We start from the raw sequence: 14987 nt of genomic DNA, 5'->3' as shown, positions 1-14987 counted from the left end.
ATTCCCATCGTCGTCGGGTTCGATGGTCGAGCACGGAGGGAATCACCATGACCAATTCACATCTGGACCGGCACGTCGGGTGGCTGGAGAGCACACGCCGACTCATCTTCGGACCTCGTCGCCGCCGTCGGCGGTCGACCTGGTACTCCTACTGAGCAGGCGCGACGTCGGGCTCGGGAACGATGAACAGGCCGCCGGGCGAGTTTGCCGACTTCGTGAGGGCATCGATCCAGGCCGGGTTGATGCGCGGCGTGCGCCCGCCGAAGTACTGGAACGAAAGCGTCGCGTTCGGAGTGAGCCAGACGGAGGTTCGACCGAGGCCGGTGCGCATCGGATCCGACCACGTGAACGGGAAGGCCTCGCCTCGACGCAGCTTCGCCCAGATGACCTGCTGGAGGTGGGCCAGCACGCGGTCGTCGAACGAGACCGTGATTTTGGCATCATAGGTAAGGGTTCCCATTGCCCACAGCCTATCCCGCGACGCGACGAGAACGAACGGATCCCACGGAAGGAATGATGATGTCCCTGTCATCAGCACTGCATCCGGACGATCTTCGGCGCTCGCTTCGCACGGGAGGACTGGACATCGCCTACCAGGGCCAGTGGGATCTCGCCTCGACCGGAGACGATGACCCGCGAAACGCACGGCCCGTCGCCGTCGAGGCGCTCGCGCGGTGGTCGCATCCCGAGTTCGGCGAGGTGCCACCCGACGTCTTCATCCCCCTCGCGGAGGAGGGGGGCTTCCTCGAGACGCTGGACACGGATGTGCTCCAGCGGGCCGTCCGCCAGGTCGCGACGTGGCGCGCCGCAGGGCACGACCTCGCGCTGTCGGTGAACGCCGCCCCGACGCATATGTCCGTGGCCTACGCCGACGCGGTCATCCGGTGCGCCGAGGGAGCCGGACTGGAGCCGCCCGCGCTGACGATCGAGATCGTCGAGACGCCGTCGCCGCAGTTCAGTTCGGCGATGGGCGAGGCGCTCAGCCGTCTCGACCGCGCCGGCATCACCGTGTCGGTCGACGACTTCGGCGTGGGCGGGACGGCGCTGCACACGCTCGAAGGCCTCCCGATTCGCGAGGTCAAGCTCGACCGGTCACTCGTGCAGCGCGTCGACGTGCAGGCGGACCGCATCATCGGGCAGGTGATCGATGCTGCGGATCGGCACGGATGGCGCGTGGTCGCCGAGGGCATCGAAACGGTTGACGACCTGAACCGCTCGACGCGGCGCCGCTGTCACCGCGGCCAGGGATTCCTCTGGGGACGCGCGATCCCCGCCGCCGACTTCGAACAGCTCCTCGCCCGATCCGGCGCCTGATCGCCCTCCGGGTCAGAGGTCGTAGTCGTCCCCGCCCGCCAGCGTGTCTTCGGCGGAGGCCGCCTCGCCGACGTCGATCTGGGTCCAGGTGACGGGCATGCCCGGCGAGAAGAGGATGTCGATGCCCGGACCCCCGCGCAGCGGGGGGATGTTCACGTAACCGCCGCCATCGCGCACGGCGACGAGAATCTTCTGCTTCAGGTCGGTCACAGGGTCGGGAAGGAAGTAGTCACGTCCGTCCACGGTCAGCCGGTTCACGATCGCCATTCCCCCAGGCTATCCTGCCCCACCGTAGAATCGTCCCGTGGGCACCCTTCACTACGGATCGACTCCGGCATCCTTTCCGCTCGACGACAGGGATCTCGCTCACATCGAGCTCGTCATCCTCGCGAAGCTGCGCCGCCGGGAGAGTCTCTCCCTGGCGCTGATCGACGAGAAGACCTCGCTGCGTCAGTCGATGTGGATCTCGCCGGATGTCACCCTCCGGTTCGAGTACAGCGGACCGATGCCCGAGATCAACCGCCTCTGGCTTCAGGAGCTCATCGACACGGCGAACTCGCCCGGAGGGCTGCGGCTGGTCCCCGAGCCGGTTCCGTCATAGCGAGATCCGGCCGCCGCCGGCCTTCTTCGCGCGGTACATCGCCGCGTCGGCCGACGTCACGATGTCCGTCCCGCCGGTGACGAGGCCGCCCGAGACCCGCACCGACAGGGTCTCCCCCTCCGCGCGGATCGGACGCGCCACCGTCGCCAGCGCGCGTTCCGCGATCCCCCTCGCCTCCGCCACGTCCGTCTCCGCACAGACGATCAGGAACTCGTCGCCGCCCAGGCGGATGACGCGGTCTTCGTCGCGTACGCTTCCGCGCAGGCGCTGGGCGAGGACCCGGAGCACCGTGTCTCCGGTCGCGTGGCCGTGGGTGTCGTTGATCCCCTTGAAGTCGTCGACGTCGAGGAAGATGACGCTCGTGGTGTCGTAGTCCTCGGCGGACATCGTCGAGAGCAGCTGCTCGAGGAAGCGACGGTTGTACAGACCGGTCAGCGGATCACGCAGCGCGAGTTCGGCCTGCTCCCGCGAGGCGAGGGCGCTCCGCAGGCGGTCGCCGAACTCGAAGGCGTCCTGGGCGTGGGTGCCCCACGGCAGGCTGTGACCGGCCACGCTCTCGCTCCAGGCCGAGAAGGACCGCCGCGGCGAGAGGGCGTGCTCCCGATTCTCCGGACGCTGATCGCCCAGCCACTCGACCGTCTGCACGACCTCGTTGCGCACGAAGACGATCACGTCGTCGCGGTCCAGCGGCACCACGAGCAGCCCGGCGATCCCCGGGATCGCAGCCGCAGCCTCGGGATGCTGCAGGGGAAGCGCCTCCACCGCGTGCCGGCCGTCTCCCAGCAGACCGACCGCGCGGAAGAGCGACGCCGGAGGAGGAACGAGCCCGACCGTGTGGACCTCGCCGCTCAGGCGGACGACCACGCCGTCCGCGGGAACGATGTCGAGCAGGGTGTGCTCGCCGGTCGTCAGCGCCTCGCCGGCATCCGCACGCTCGAAAAGCGCCGCGAGGACCCCCGACAGGCGCTCCTGTGTGTCGATCCGGCGCTGCAGGGTCCGGACGCGCTGGAGGAGGGTCCGCTGCGCGGTGACCTGGGCCGCCAGCACCTCGAGCGCGCGACGCAGCAGAACCGGAAGCCTCCGGGGAGTGCGATGCGCGCACGTGATGAGCCCGACGAGCTTTCCGTCTTCGACGAGTGACAGCGAGAGGGTCGCGGCCTGCCCCATGTTGCGCATGAACACCAGATGGTGGGGGGAGGACGCCCGCAGCTCGGTCGGTCCGAGGTCGACGGGGCGCTCCTCGGGCAGCAGAGTGAGCACATCCACGCCGGGATCGTCCGTGTCGGCGATCACCCGGGACCGCTTCTCGACATAGAGCGCACGCGCCTGGGAGGGAATGTCGGATGCCGGGAAGTGCAGGCCGAAGTACGGGACCATGTCCGGCTCGCGCTCGTCGGCGACGATCTGGCCGTGTCCGTCCGCGTGGAAGTCGTAGAACATCACCCGGTCGAAGCCCGTGATCGCCTTGATCTCGCGGGCGGCGACCAGGGGAAGCTCATCGATGTCGTCGACCGCGGCGACGCGCTCGATCGCGCCCACCGCGGCGGTGCGCGCGTATTCGAGGTCGTCGACGACGAATTCGCACTCGACCAGCAACGGCGAGGTGCCGCGGTGCACGATGACCTCGACGGTCTTCCCGTCGACCTCCGCGCGGACGGGATCCACCGCCGACGCATGATCGAGGATCCAGCCCAAGCGGTCGCTCTCGTCGCGGAGCGTGCGCCCGAGATAGTGCTCGGCGTTGGCACTCGCCACCGTGACCGTGCCGGTCTCCTCATCGACACCCAGCAGAAATCCGTACGACTGCAGTCGACCGATCGCCCGGATGTCCTCCGTCGCGCACTCGACGAGCCGGGCGGCCTCATCCTCGACCCTCTGGGCCGATTCGTCCGGAGACAAGGCGAAGATGTCCGTCATGAGTGAGTCCTCTCGCGCAGGCGCCGCGAGTCGACCACCACTCCCACCGTAAGCCACCGGCCCTGAAAGGGGGGCCCGCTCGACTGGACGACCGGATGCTCCGGATCACTTCAGGCGAGGAGATCGACCCTTCGACCGCGTCCGGATCTGGCGAACGACGGCAGCTGTTCCTGCCCCGATCCACAGAAGTGCGGCCAGCATCACGAAGACGGGGAGTGCGAGAAGAATCAGCCCGGCGGTCACGTCGAGGGACGCATGGGGTCCGGCGGTGATGACCGTCACGAGGATGTAGCTGAGAATCTGCGCGAGGGCGCCGACCAACGCCGCGAACCAGATCATCACGCTGCGTCGTCCCTGACCGAGGAGCGCCCCGTATCCGATCGTCGCAGCGACCACCAACCCGGGGATGGCCCACGTCGTCCAGGCCGCAGCGGCCGGTGAGCCGGGGATGGACATCACGATGGCTCCGTCTGCGATGAGCCACCCGGCGACGACGACGAGCCATCCGATTCCGGCCCAGACCACCCACCGGATCGGGAGGCGCGCGTCAGTGACCGCGGGCACACCGCCGGATTGATTCGAGCCCCCGGCGAAGGCTGACGCGTCACCCTGCATGATCGAACAGCACCTTCCCCCTCTCCGAGCGTAACGCCGGGCGGAGGCGCCGGCGCTCAGCGCCGGGCGCGTGCAGCCGTCACGGCGTGAGGGCGGGTACCCGCGCCGGGGGCCGCACGCCGAGGAGGTCGCGCAGGGTGGCACCCTCGGGGTATTCGGTGCGGAACACCCCGCGCTCCTGCAGTTCGGGGATCACCCGGTCGGTGAACTCGTCGAGCCCGCCCGGCGTGAGGTGCCCGACGACGACGAAGCCGTCGGCGGCATCCCCCTGGACGTACCGGTCGATCTCGGCCGCAACGTGCTGCGGCGTGCCCACGAACGAGTGCCGGGACGAGACCCGGATCGCGAGATCGCGGATGCTGAGCCCGTCGCGCGCCGCGAGCTCCCGCCAGCGCCGCGCGGTCTCGAGCGGGTCGGCGCCGTGACGCACCCGCCCGCGTGTGACCGAGATGCCGCTCGTGTCCGGGTCGATCTCGGGCAGCGGGCCGTCGGGGTCGTACGCCGACAGGTCGCGGCCCCAGACCTGTTCGAGGAACGCGATCGCGGTCTGCGGGCTCACCTGCTGCAGCGCGATCTCGCGACTGCGTTCCGCGGCATCCTCGGCGGTGTCGCCGAGCACGAACGTGACGGCGGGGAGGATCTTGAGGTCGTCGCGTTCGCGCCCGTAGGATGCCAGCCGCGACTTCACGTCCGCGTAGAACGCCCGGCCGTCGTCGAACTCGGAGTGCAGGGAGAAGACGATCTCGGCCTTCGCCGCGGCCAGCTCGCGACCCTCGGCGGAGTCGCCCGCCTGCACGATGACGGGATGCCCCTGCGGGCTGCGCGGCAGGGTGCCGTAGCCGGTGACGTCGAACTGCGGACCGTGGTGGTCGATGCGGATGAGGGCATCGTCGGCGAGGAAACGCCCGGACCGCCGGTCGGCGACCAGGGCGGCGGGCGCCCACGAGTCCCAGACCTCGCGCGCCACGTCGATGAACTCCCCCGCCCGCGTGTACCGGTCGGCGTGGTCGAGGAATCCGCCGCGCCGGAAGTTCGCTCCGGTGAAGGCGTCCGAGCTGGTGACGACGTTCCACCCGGCGCGCCCGCCGGAGAGCAGGTCGAGGGTCTGCAGCTGCCGGGCCAGCTCGTACGGCTCGTTGAACGTGCTGCTGAGGGTGCCGACGAGCCCGATGCGTTCGGTGACCGCGGCGATCGCGGCGAGGACGGCGAGCGTGTTCGGCCGCCCGACGACGTCGAGATCGTGGATGCGGCCGCGGTGCTCGCGCAGGCGCAGACCTTCGGCGAGGAACAGGTAGTCGAACCTGCCGCGCTCGGCGGTGCGGGCGAAGTGCTCGAAGCTCGCGAAGTCGATCTGGCTGCCGGATGCCGGGTCGCTCCAGACGGTGGTGCTGTTCACCCCCGGGAAGTGCGCGGCCAGGTGGACCTCCTTCACCGGCTTTCCGGTGTCGGGGTGGATGCGGGGGCTCATGCGACGGCGCTCCTTGCGGTGGTGTGGCTGTGGGTGTCGACGGGGAGTCCGAGGCGGGAGCGGAGAGTGCCCGCGGGCCGTGCGTCGGCGGCATCCCGCAGGCCGGTCTCCTGCAGGGCCGGCACGAGGTCGCGCGCGATCCGATCCAGGTCTTCCGGGAGGCGCGCGGGGCGCAGGCGGGCACCCTCGATGCCGAGCCGCCGCCAGGCCTCGAGTCGCTGCACCACGGTCTCGGCCGTGCAGGCGATGACCACCGCGTCGCTCGTGATCGGGGTTCCGGCGAGCGCGTCGAGCCGGGCGAGCTCGCGACGGGCCTGTTCCTCGGTGTCTTCGAGCACGACGATCACGTCGGCCCAGATGCGAAGCGGGGTGCGGAGCCGATCCACGTCGCGTTCCTGTGCGCGCACCTCGTCGACGATCCGGGCAGCGCCGGCGTCGTCATGCGGGGTGACGAAGACCACATCGGCCTGCCGTGCCGCCAGGCGATACGGCAGTGCGGCGTGCGCGAGAACCGCCACGATCGGCTGCCCCTGGGGCGGCCGAGGCGTGATCGAGGGACCCTTGACGCTGAAGTAATCGCCCTCGAAGTCGATGTGGTTCAGCCGGTCGCGGTCGATGTAGCGGCCGGTCGCGACATCCCGGATCACGGCGTCGTCCGCCCACGAGTCCCACAGGCGCCGCACCACCTCGATCGCGTCGTCCGCCTCGGCGAAGCGGTCCACCACCGCCTGCGGGAACTCGCCGTCGACGATGTCCTCCTGCCGAAGGGCCGGGAACGTGCGGCGCCCGACCAGTGCCGCCTCGCTCGGTTTCGCCGACGCGACCGGACGCCACCCCGCACGCCCCTGACTCGCATAGTCGAGGGTCGCGATGGCCGTGGACACGTGGAACGGCTCCGTGTGGGTGGTGGCGACCGTGGGGATGAGGCCGATGCGGCTGGTGAGCGGGGCCAGCCAGTTGGCGAGCAGGACCGCATCGAGCCGCCCCCGGACCTCGCCCGTGATCGACGGGTCGACGTCGTCGAAGAGACGCGACTGCAGGCCGAACTGATCCTCGATGGTGAGGAGGTCGACACCGGCATCCTCTGCGGTGCGCGCAAGGGTCGCCCAGTACGCTCCGTCGAACAGCTCCGACGGACGAGCGGTCTCCACGCGCCACGCCCCGGGATGCCACCCGGCGCCGTCCAGCGCGACGCCCAGTCCGAAGCCGGCGCTCACGACGTCGCTCCGGCGCCCGCTGACGACAGGGTCGGGTTCGTCTCGGACGGGGGTGGGGATACGGCGACGGTCGTGCTCATGAGTGACGACACTAGGAGGGCCGCGCGCCCCTCGGCGGTGGTGTTGCGCGAAGGGGCGGCACGTGACGAATCGTGACGCGCGGTGCCCGTGCGACGACGCGCGAGCAGGTGTCGTCCTGTGACGACCCCGTGACGCCGCGTGACGGTCGGCGCCGAGGCCGGCTCCGCTCCCGGCCTATCGTTTCGGCCAGCAGACATCGAGAGTCGAGGGAAGAGCGAGATGACCACGATCACCGTGCTGGTCGGAAACCCGCAGCGTGCCTCACGCACTCGACAGGTCGCCGAGGAGGTCGCGGCCGCTCTCGCGCGCCGCAGCGGTTCCGCGGTCGACCCGACGATCGAACTCGCAGACGTCGCGCCGTCGTTGTTCACGTTTCCCGCCCCGGAGATCGACTCCCTGCTGGAGCGCGTTGCGAACTCGACGGTGCTGGTCGTGGCGAGCCCCACGTACAAGGCGACGTACACCGGATTGCTCAAAGCGTTCCTCGACCGCTACGGGTCCGATGCGCTCGGTGCGGTGACCGCCGTTCCGGTCCTCACCATCGGGAGCCCTGCCCACGCCCTCGCCGTGGAAGTTGCGCTCCGCCCGTTGCTCGTCGAACTCGGCGCCAGCGTTCCCACGCGCGGGCTGGCATTCCCGGCATCCTCCATCGACGATCGCGAGCAGCTCATCGACGCCTGGGCGGACGACGAGTGGCCCCGCATCGCCCACGCCCTGCCCCACGCCGTCTAGTGCGATCCAGTCCGGCACGCAAGCCCGTGTGACGCCGTGGGCGGGTCATGGTTAGGTGACTCCATGACAGCACGCATCGTGGCCATCGGCACGGCGGTGCCGCCGACGCGCGTCAGGCAGGATCGCGTGCGGGACTTCTTCGCTGCGCAGCCCGGCCTGGACCGTCTTGCGCAGCGTCGCATCCGCGCGTCCTTCGACGCGGCCGCCATCGACACCCGACACACCGTGCTGACACAGTTCGCGCATCTCGCGACCCCCTCCTCCGTCTCCGACGACGGGCACGCGGGGGTGGAGTTCCTGGGCCGCGACGACGTGCTGGCGCGGCCCACCACGGGCGAGCGCAACGACGCCTACACCCGCCTGGCGCCCGCACTGTATGCCGAGGCGGCGCGGTCGGCGCTGACGGATGCCCGGCTCGTGCCCGCCGACGTCACCCACGTCGTGACGGTCTCGTGCACCGGATTCTTCGCGCCCGGTCCGGACTACCGGCTGGTGCGCGACCTCGGCCTGCCCGACACCGTCGAGCGCTATCACCTCGGCTTCATCGGCTGCGCCGCGGCGCTGCCCGCGCTGCGGCTCGCGGCACGAATCACGGCGGCGCAGCCGGGGGCGGTCGTCCTCGTCGTCTGCGCCGAACTGTGCACGCTGCACATCCAGTCGTCGGCGGATCCGCAGCAGATCGTCGCCTCCTCCGTGTTCGCCGATGGGGCCGCGGCCGCCGTCGTGACCACCGCGCCACCGAGAGGCGTCGCGTCGCTCGAGCTCGGGCGCTTCGCCACGGCGCTCACCGGGGAGGGCGAGAGCGACATGGTGTGGACGATCGGCGACAGCGGGTTCACGATGACCCTGACCGCAGAGGTCCCCCGCATCATCGGCCGCGAGATCCGGGCGGCCGTGGACGGATTCCTCGGAGCGGATGCCGCACCCGACGTCTGGGCGGTGCATCCGGGCGGGCGCAGCGTGCTGGATCGCGTCGAAGCCGGACTCGAGCTCGCCCCGGGCGCGGTGGACGCGTCGCGTCGCGTCCTGCGCGACTACGGCAACATGTCGAGCCCGACGGTGCTGTTCATCCTGCGCTCGCTCATGGGCGATCCGGTGATCGGCGACGGTGCGCGGGTCGCGGCACTCGCCTTCGGCCCGGGCCTGACCGTGGAGTCGGCGCTGCTCACCCTGAGGCGCGCGGCATGAACCTCGCCGTTCGCGACGACGATCTTTCCGAATTGATGGACGATCCCGCCTGCGACGAGGAGCGACTTTCGGCGACTCTGCGCCGGTTCGCCGTCGTGAACCGGTTCGTGTCGGCGTGGAGCGGCACGTACCGGTCGACCGTGCGCCCGTGGCTGGCGGGGCTCGGGCGCCCGGCACGGGTGCTCGATCTCGGATGCGGCGGCGGCGACGTCGTCTCGCAGCTCGCCACGGCTTCGGAACGAGACGGCTTCGAGGTGAGCTGGGTCGGCGCCGACCCCGACCCGCGGGCCATCGCCGTCGCGCGCGAGCGGTCGTCGCGGTCCGTGGAATTCCGGTGCGTCGATGCCGCCCAGCTCGCCGCCGCGGGAGAGGCCTTCGACATCGTCCTGTCGAATCATGTGCTCCACCACCTCGGCGGTCGGCTCGAGGAGTTCGTCGACCTGTCGCTCCGGCTCTCGCAGGGTCTCGTGCTGCACGGCGACATCGCTCGCGGCCGACTCCCCTACGCGCTGTACGCCATCGGCATCACGCCCCTCGCGCCGGGGACGTTCCTGCGCACCGACGGGCTGAGATCGATCAGGCGCAGCTTCACCGCGGCGGAGCTGCGCGACGAACTCGGGCGCACGCATCCGGGCCGGTGGACCGTGAAGACGCCCGCACCCTTCCGCCTTCTCGCCATCGCGGACGCGCGTGCCTGACGTCGTCGTCGTCGGTGCGGGTGCCGTCGGGATGCTGCTCGCGGAGGAGCTCACCCGTCGCGGCGTGGACGTCGGGCTGTACGAGCAGCGTCCCCGATCCGCTCCCGGCAGTCGTGCGATCGGCATCCATGCGACGACGCTCGCCGCCCTCGAGCAGTCGGGCGTGACCGAGCGGCTCCTCGACAAGGCTCTTCGCGTGCGGCGGGGGGAGGCCCGCGCGGACGGCCGCGTACTCGGGGTCGTTCGCTTCGACCGTCTTTCGACGCGGTTCCCCTTCGTCGCCACGCTCCCGCAGTCGGAGACCGAGGCCGTGCTGGCATCCGCCGCGCCCACGCCGATTCGTGGCGCCCGGGTGACGGGTCTGCGCGAGTGCGACCGAACGGTGCGGGTCGAGATCGTGACCGAGGCGGGACCACTCGAGGTGGATGCGAAGATCCTCGTCGTCGCCACAGGTGCAGGGGGTCGCGGCCTCGTCTATCGCCGAGCCGGCCTGCACCGCACCGACTACCGCGACCGCTACCTCATGACCGACCTCGACGCGCCGCCGCGCCCCGATGCCGACGTCGCGGTCGTGAACCTCGCGCGCGAGGGCGTGCTCGAGTCGTTTCCGCTCCCCGGCGGACGCCGCCGGTTCGTCGCATGGGATCCGACCGACGCCGACCCCGACCCACGAGCCCGCGTCTCGCGGCTGCGGGAGGCGCTCGCCATGCGAGGCGAGGCGGGCGCCGCGGACGCCGTCGAGGATGCCACGGCCTTCGGCGTGCGAGCGATCGTCGCGCCCCGACTGCGGCGGCGACGCGTCGTGGTGATCGGCGATGCGGCACACGAGGTGAGCCCGATCGGCGGCCAGGGCATGAACCTCGGCTTCCTCGACGCTGTCGGTCTCGCACCCCTTCTGGCCGAGTGGGTGCGCACGGGGAACGCCCCCGATGCCGAGCTTGACGCGTGGGAACGCCGGCGGGTCGCATCCGCCCGCACCGCGGCACGGCTCGCTGCCGTCAACACGCGACTCGGGCAGGCGCTGCCGCTCCCCGCTCATCGCCTGCGCAGCGTCGCCGTGCGAGGGATGCTCACTCCCCCGCTGGGCAGCGTCTTCGCCAAGGCGTATGCGATGGGGTTCGACGCCGACGCGTAACGATCGGCTTCTGCGCGGCCGCCCGGCGCGATCGGCTCAGCCGACGAGCGCACCGCCCGACACGACGAGCTGCGCGGCCAGCAGCAGTGCGGCGACCATGACCAGGCGGAAGAGCATCCGGGTCGGCGGTCGCAGCAGAGCGAGCGCGACCACGATCACCGCCAGGGCGACCGCTCCCCCGAACAGGACCCAGGACAGCGGCGGGACCGCCGACAGGTCCCGACCGGAGGCGCCGAGGAGGACCGCCGTCGCGCCGACCAGCATCGCCGCGGCGGCGACCACGGCCGAGACGCGGGCGCCCCATCGATGCGGGAGGCCGCGCACCCCGGTGCGCGCGTCGTCGTCGAGGTCGGGCAGCACGTTCGTCAGGTGGACGGCGGCGCCCAGCATCGCGCCCGCCAGCCATGCCCAGGCCGCCGCGAACGCCGGGTCAGGCGCCGAGAGCGTCGCGAGGCTCGGGAACACGCCGAAGCTCACGATGAACGGCACGATCGACCACACCGTCGACTTCAGGCCGGCGTTGTAGGCCCACGCCGATCCCAGGGCCAGTGCGTGAGCGGCCAGCATCCGCCATCCGAGCAGTGCCGACAGCGCCAGCGCAACGGCGAGCGCGCCGTACGCAGTCACCCAAGCGGTGCGGAGCCCGACGTCGCCCCGCGCGAGCGGCTTGTCGGGTCGCGCGACCGCGCGGTCGCGCGCGGCATCCAGGGCGTCGTTCGACAGACCCACCGAGATCTGTCCCAGCAGCACTGCGGCCACGAGGATCACGAGGCGCCACGGGGCGAGTCCGATCGCGACGCCGAGAGCGGCGGCGAGGGCGGTCACCACCAGGGTCGGACCGGGATGCGACGACGCCCAGAGCGCCCGGACGGCGGCAGTCGACCTCATGTCGCCACAGAATACAGTCACAACGCCGGAGTCGACCTCGCCCCACGACGGGCACGACCGCGCGCCCGGGAGCGCCGTGGAGATCGTGCCGGCGTCGGGCAACGTCGTCACGGGTGAGGGCGCGGACGAATCCAGCATCCGCCGTCAGTGAGACTCTCCATCGTTCGGGTTTCAACGATGTTGTCAACGCCGTTGACGTCCGGCTATCCTGCTGAGGACGATGCAGAGAGGCAGGCGCCATGTCCCGATACGAGCCGCGGTTGGATCTCGACGCACTCCACGCGATCGACATGCACGTGCACATCGAGCAGGACGGTCATCTGCACACCGCACTGCCCGCCGACCTCGCCGCCGCGGCCGCTCGGTACTTCCGCACGGACGGGGCCGTCCCCGACATCGACGGCGTGGCTGCGTTCTACCGGCAGCGCCGCATGGCCGCCGTCGTCTTCACGGTGGATGCCGGCACGAACCTGGGGCATCCCGCGCTCTCGAGCGCCGCGATCGCGGAGGGGGCCGCCCGGAACGCCGACGTACTCATCCCGTTCGGGTCGGTCGATCCGCTGCGCGGCGCCGCAGCCGTCGACCAGGCGCGGCGGCTCGTGGCGGAGCACGGCGTGCGCGGGTTCAAGTTCCACCCCACCCTGCAGGGATTCGACCCCAGCGACGATCGGCATTACCCGCTGTACGAGGCGATCCGCGACGCCGGTGCGGTCGCTCTCTTCCACACCGGGCAGACGGGGATCGGCGCGGGAACGCCGGGCGGCCACGGCCTGCGCCTCGGTCTCTCGAATCCGATCCTCCTCGACGCGGTCGCGGCCGACTTCCCCGATCTGCAGATCGTGATGGCCCACCCGTCGGTGCCGTGGCAGGACGAAGCGCTCTCCGTCGCCACCCACAAGAGCAACGTCTGGATCGACCTGTCCGGATGGAGCCCCAAGTACTTCCCGGCCGAACTCGTGCGGTATGCGGGCAGCATCCTGAAAGACCGCGTGCTGTTCGGCACCGACTTCCCCCTCCTCACGCCGGACCGGTGGCTGGCGGACATCGCCGAGATGCCGCTCAAGGCCGAGGTGATGCCCGGCATCCTGAAGCACAACGCCGTGCGGCTGCTCGGGCTGGAGGCCGCACGATGACCGACGTCACGTGGCGCCCCGATCCGGCGCGCGCGACCCGCATGGGTGCGTTCATCGATGCGGCCGCGGACCGCGGGGCCCCCTTCGGTCGGGGGATGCGGGACTACCGGACCCTGTGGGAGTGGTCGGTCTCCGACGTCTCCGGGTTCTGGGACGCGGTGCGCGTTCATTTCGACGTGCTCGGCGACGGGTTCTCCGGCCCCGCGCTGGCCGTCGAGCGGATGCCCGGCGCCGTCTGGTACCCGGACGCCCGCGTCAACTTCGCGGAGAACGTGCTCCGTCCGGCGCGCGACCCGCAGCGGCGCGACGAGCCCGCGATCATCGACATCGCCGAGGACGACGCGAGCACATCCCTCAGCTGGCGCGAGCTGGAGTCGTGGGTCGCCGTCGTCGCCGCGCGCCTGGCGGATGCCGGCATCCGACCCGGAGACCGCGTCGCAGCCGTCCTCCCCAACGTCCCTGAAGCGATCGTCGGCCTGCTCGCGGCCGCCGCCGTCGGAGCGGTCTGGTCGATCTGCTCGCCCGATCTCGCCCCCGACGCCGTCGTCGCCCGGCTCGCACAGCTCGAGCCCCGCGTCCTGATCGCATTCGCCGGGTACACCTTCAACGGCAAGTGGTTCGACCGTCACGACCAGTTGCGCACGATCGTCGAGGGGATGCCGAGTGTCGAGCAGCTCATCGTCCTCGAGTCAGGGACGGATGCCCCGGTCCCGACGCGTGCCCACGAGACCGCCTCCTTCCCGGAGCGGCCCCGCGACCACGTCGGTGCGGTTCCCGAGTACCGCCGGATACCGTTCGACCACCCCCTCTGGGTGCTCTTCTCGTCGGGCACCACGGGCATCCCGAAGGGGATCGTGCACGGGCACGGCGGCATCCTGCTCGAAGCGCTCAAGGGCACCGGACTCTGTCAGGACATGGGGCCCGGTGACACGTACTACGTCGCCGCCAACACGTCGTGGATGGTGTGGAACACGCTCGTCACCAATCTCGCCTCGGGCGCCACCGTCGTCACCTACGCCGGCTCCCCGACCTTCGGCCATCCCGCCCGTCAGTTCGAGATCATCGAACGCGCCGGGGTGACGATGTTCGGAGTCGGCGCCGCGTACCTCGCCCTGGTCGAGAAGTCCGGCGCGGTGCCCCGGGAGCAGTGGGACCTCTGCCGCCTGCGGTCGATCCTGTCCACCGGCTCGCCGCTGCCGCCGTCCACCTGGCGCTGGGTGCACGACGCCGTGAAGTCCGACGTGCACCTCGGATCCGACTCGGGCGGCACGGACATCTGCAGCGGCTTCGTCGGGTCGAACCCGCTCTCCCCCGTCCACCTCGGCGAATCCCAGGGCCCCCTGCTGGGCGTCGCCGTCGAGGCTTGGAGCCCGGACGGAACCCGGGTCCGCGGCGAGGTCGGCGAGATGGTGATCAGGCGGCCGATGCCGTCGATGCCCCTGTTCCTCTGGAACGACGAGTCGGGCACGCGCTACCGGGACAGCTACTTCGCGACGTTCCCCGGCGTCTGGGCGCAGGGCGACTGGATCACCGAGACCGCCCGGGGCGGCTTCGTGGTGCACGGCCGCTCCGACGCGACTCTCAACCGGCACGGCGTGCGCCTCGGCACCGCCGACATCTACGCCGCCCTCCAGGACATGCCCGAAGTCGCGGACTCCCTCGTGCTCGGCATCGAAGGACCGGACGGCGCGTACTGGATGCCGCTGTTCGTCGCACTCGCCGGCGACACGGCTCTGGATGCCGATCTGCGCGACCGCATCGCGTCGACGATCCGTGCTCGCACCTCCGCCCGCCACGTCCCCGACGAGATCATCGCCTGCCCGGCGATTCCGCTTACCCATGCCGGCAAGCGCATCGAGGTGCCGCTGAAGAAGCTCTTCACCGGACGTGCACTCGACCTCCGCGCGGTTCGCGGCACTCTGGCCAACGCCGAAGCTCTCGACTGGTTCTGCGACTTCGCGAGCCGCGATCGCCCGCGGGAGCAGGCGTGAGGAAGGGGG

General features: G+C 70.9%; 15 protein-coding genes. 8 read left to right on the top strand and 7 right to left on the bottom strand.

What is annotated here, in order from left to right; genetic code table 11:
• Nucleotides 1-148 precede the first annotated feature (148 nt).
• The gene (locus LK09_RS14990) at nt 149-460 is read right to left on the bottom strand and encodes a DUF7882 family protein (RefSeq protein ID WP_039401114.1); all 312 of its coding nucleotides are present in this window, start codon (nt 458-460) and stop codon (nt 149-151) included.
• Between the two features lie 59 nt (nt 461-519).
• Here LK09_RS14990 and LK09_RS14985 point away from each other — a divergent pair, with 59 nt between their 5' ends.
• The gene (locus tag LK09_RS14985) at nt 520-1314 is read left to right on the top strand and encodes an EAL domain-containing protein (RefSeq protein WP_197061066.1); all 795 of its coding nucleotides are present in this window, start codon (nt 520-522) and stop codon (nt 1312-1314) included.
• Between the two features lie 12 nt (nt 1315-1326).
• Here LK09_RS14985 and LK09_RS14980 read toward each other — a convergent pair whose 3' ends face one another.
• The gene (locus LK09_RS14980; protein ID WP_039401109.1) at nt 1327-1581 is read right to left on the bottom strand and encodes a hypothetical protein; all 255 of its coding nucleotides are present in this window, start codon (nt 1579-1581) and stop codon (nt 1327-1329) included.
• Nucleotides 1582-1618: 37 nt separating this feature from the next.
• Between LK09_RS14980 and LK09_RS14975 the strand changes: the two genes are divergently transcribed.
• Entirely contained in the window at nt 1619-1915 is a 297-nt protein-coding gene (locus LK09_RS14975; RefSeq protein WP_039401105.1) for a DUF7882 family protein, read from the top strand.
• Here the strand turns inward: LK09_RS14975 and LK09_RS14970 are convergent.
• The 4 genes from LK09_RS14970 to LK09_RS14955 form a co-directional block, all read right to left on the bottom strand.
• Nucleotides 1910-3832 (bottom strand): sensor domain-containing diguanylate cyclase, encoded by a 1923-nt coding sequence (locus LK09_RS14970; RefSeq protein WP_052226828.1) that lies wholly within the window; start codon nt 3830-3832, stop codon nt 1910-1912. The genes LK09_RS14975 and LK09_RS14970 overlap by 6 nt on opposite strands.
• A gap of 105 nt (nt 3833-3937) precedes the next feature.
• Nucleotides 3938-4396 carry a hypothetical protein gene (locus LK09_RS14965; RefSeq protein ID WP_039401102.1) on the bottom strand — a complete coding sequence of 153 codons (459 nt, stop codon included), beginning with the start codon at nt 4394-4396 and terminating at the stop codon, nt 3938-3940.
• A gap of 130 nt (nt 4397-4526) precedes the next feature.
• A complete protein-coding gene (locus LK09_RS14960) occupies nt 4527-5915 on the bottom strand; it encodes an NtaA/DmoA family FMN-dependent monooxygenase (RefSeq protein WP_052226827.1) in 1389 nt (462 codons plus the stop codon).
• Nucleotides 5912-7132 carry an LLM class flavin-dependent oxidoreductase gene (locus LK09_RS14955; RefSeq protein ID WP_039401100.1) on the bottom strand — a complete coding sequence of 407 codons (1221 nt, stop codon included), beginning with the start codon at nt 7130-7132 and terminating at the stop codon, nt 5912-5914. The genes LK09_RS14960 and LK09_RS14955 overlap by 4 nt, the downstream gene beginning before the upstream one ends.
• A gap of 300 nt (nt 7133-7432) precedes the next feature.
• Here LK09_RS14955 and LK09_RS14945 point away from each other — a divergent pair, with 300 nt between their 5' ends.
• The 4 genes from LK09_RS14945 to LK09_RS14930 all read left to right on the top strand — a co-directional run bounded on the left by LK09_RS14945 (nt 7433) and on the right by LK09_RS14930 (nt 10966).
• Nucleotides 7433-7945 (top strand): NADPH-dependent FMN reductase, encoded by a 513-nt coding sequence (locus LK09_RS14945; protein ID WP_039401094.1) that lies wholly within the window; start codon nt 7433-7435, stop codon nt 7943-7945.
• A gap of 63 nt (nt 7946-8008) precedes the next feature.
• A complete protein-coding gene (locus LK09_RS14940) occupies nt 8009-9133 on the top strand; it encodes a type III polyketide synthase (RefSeq protein ID WP_039401090.1) in 1125 nt (374 codons plus the stop codon).
• A complete protein-coding gene (locus tag LK09_RS14935; RefSeq protein ID WP_039401087.1) occupies nt 9130-9831 on the top strand; it encodes a methyltransferase domain-containing protein in 702 nt (233 codons plus the stop codon). The genes LK09_RS14940 and LK09_RS14935 overlap by 4 nt, the downstream gene beginning before the upstream one ends.
• Complete coding sequence (locus LK09_RS14930) at nt 9824-10966, top strand: FAD-dependent oxidoreductase (RefSeq protein WP_039401084.1); 1143 nt, start codon at nt 9824-9826, stop codon at nt 10964-10966. Before LK09_RS14935 ends, LK09_RS14930 begins: the two co-directional genes overlap by 8 nt.
• A 36-nt stretch (nt 10967-11002) precedes the next feature.
• On the opposite strand, the gene LK09_RS14925 is transcribed toward LK09_RS14930, so the two are convergent.
• Complete coding sequence (locus tag LK09_RS14925) at nt 11003-11854, bottom strand: UbiA family prenyltransferase (protein WP_039401081.1); 852 nt, start codon at nt 11852-11854, stop codon at nt 11003-11005.
• A 239-nt stretch (nt 11855-12093) separates the two neighbouring features.
• Here LK09_RS14925 and LK09_RS14920 point away from each other — a divergent pair, with 239 nt between their 5' ends.
• Together LK09_RS14920 and LK09_RS14915 are read left to right on the top strand one after the other, a co-directional pair.
• Nucleotides 12094-12987: an amidohydrolase family protein gene (locus LK09_RS14920; RefSeq protein ID WP_039401078.1), complete on the top strand. Its 894-nt coding sequence runs from the start codon at nt 12094-12096 to the stop codon at nt 12985-12987.
• A complete protein-coding gene (locus LK09_RS14915) occupies nt 12984-14978 on the top strand; it encodes an acetoacetate--CoA ligase (RefSeq protein WP_039401076.1) in 1995 nt (664 codons plus the stop codon). Before LK09_RS14920 ends, LK09_RS14915 begins: the two co-directional genes overlap by 4 nt.
• Nucleotides 14979-14987 lie beyond the last annotated feature (9 nt).

The sequence above is a fragment of the Microbacterium mangrovi genome, assembly GCF_000802305.1.
Lineage (GTDB): Bacteria > Actinomycetota > Actinomycetes > Actinomycetales > Microbacteriaceae > Microbacterium > Microbacterium mangrovi.
The sequence above is the reverse complement of the archived record's forward strand: the minus strand, read 5'-3'. Positions and strand labels throughout refer to the sequence as shown.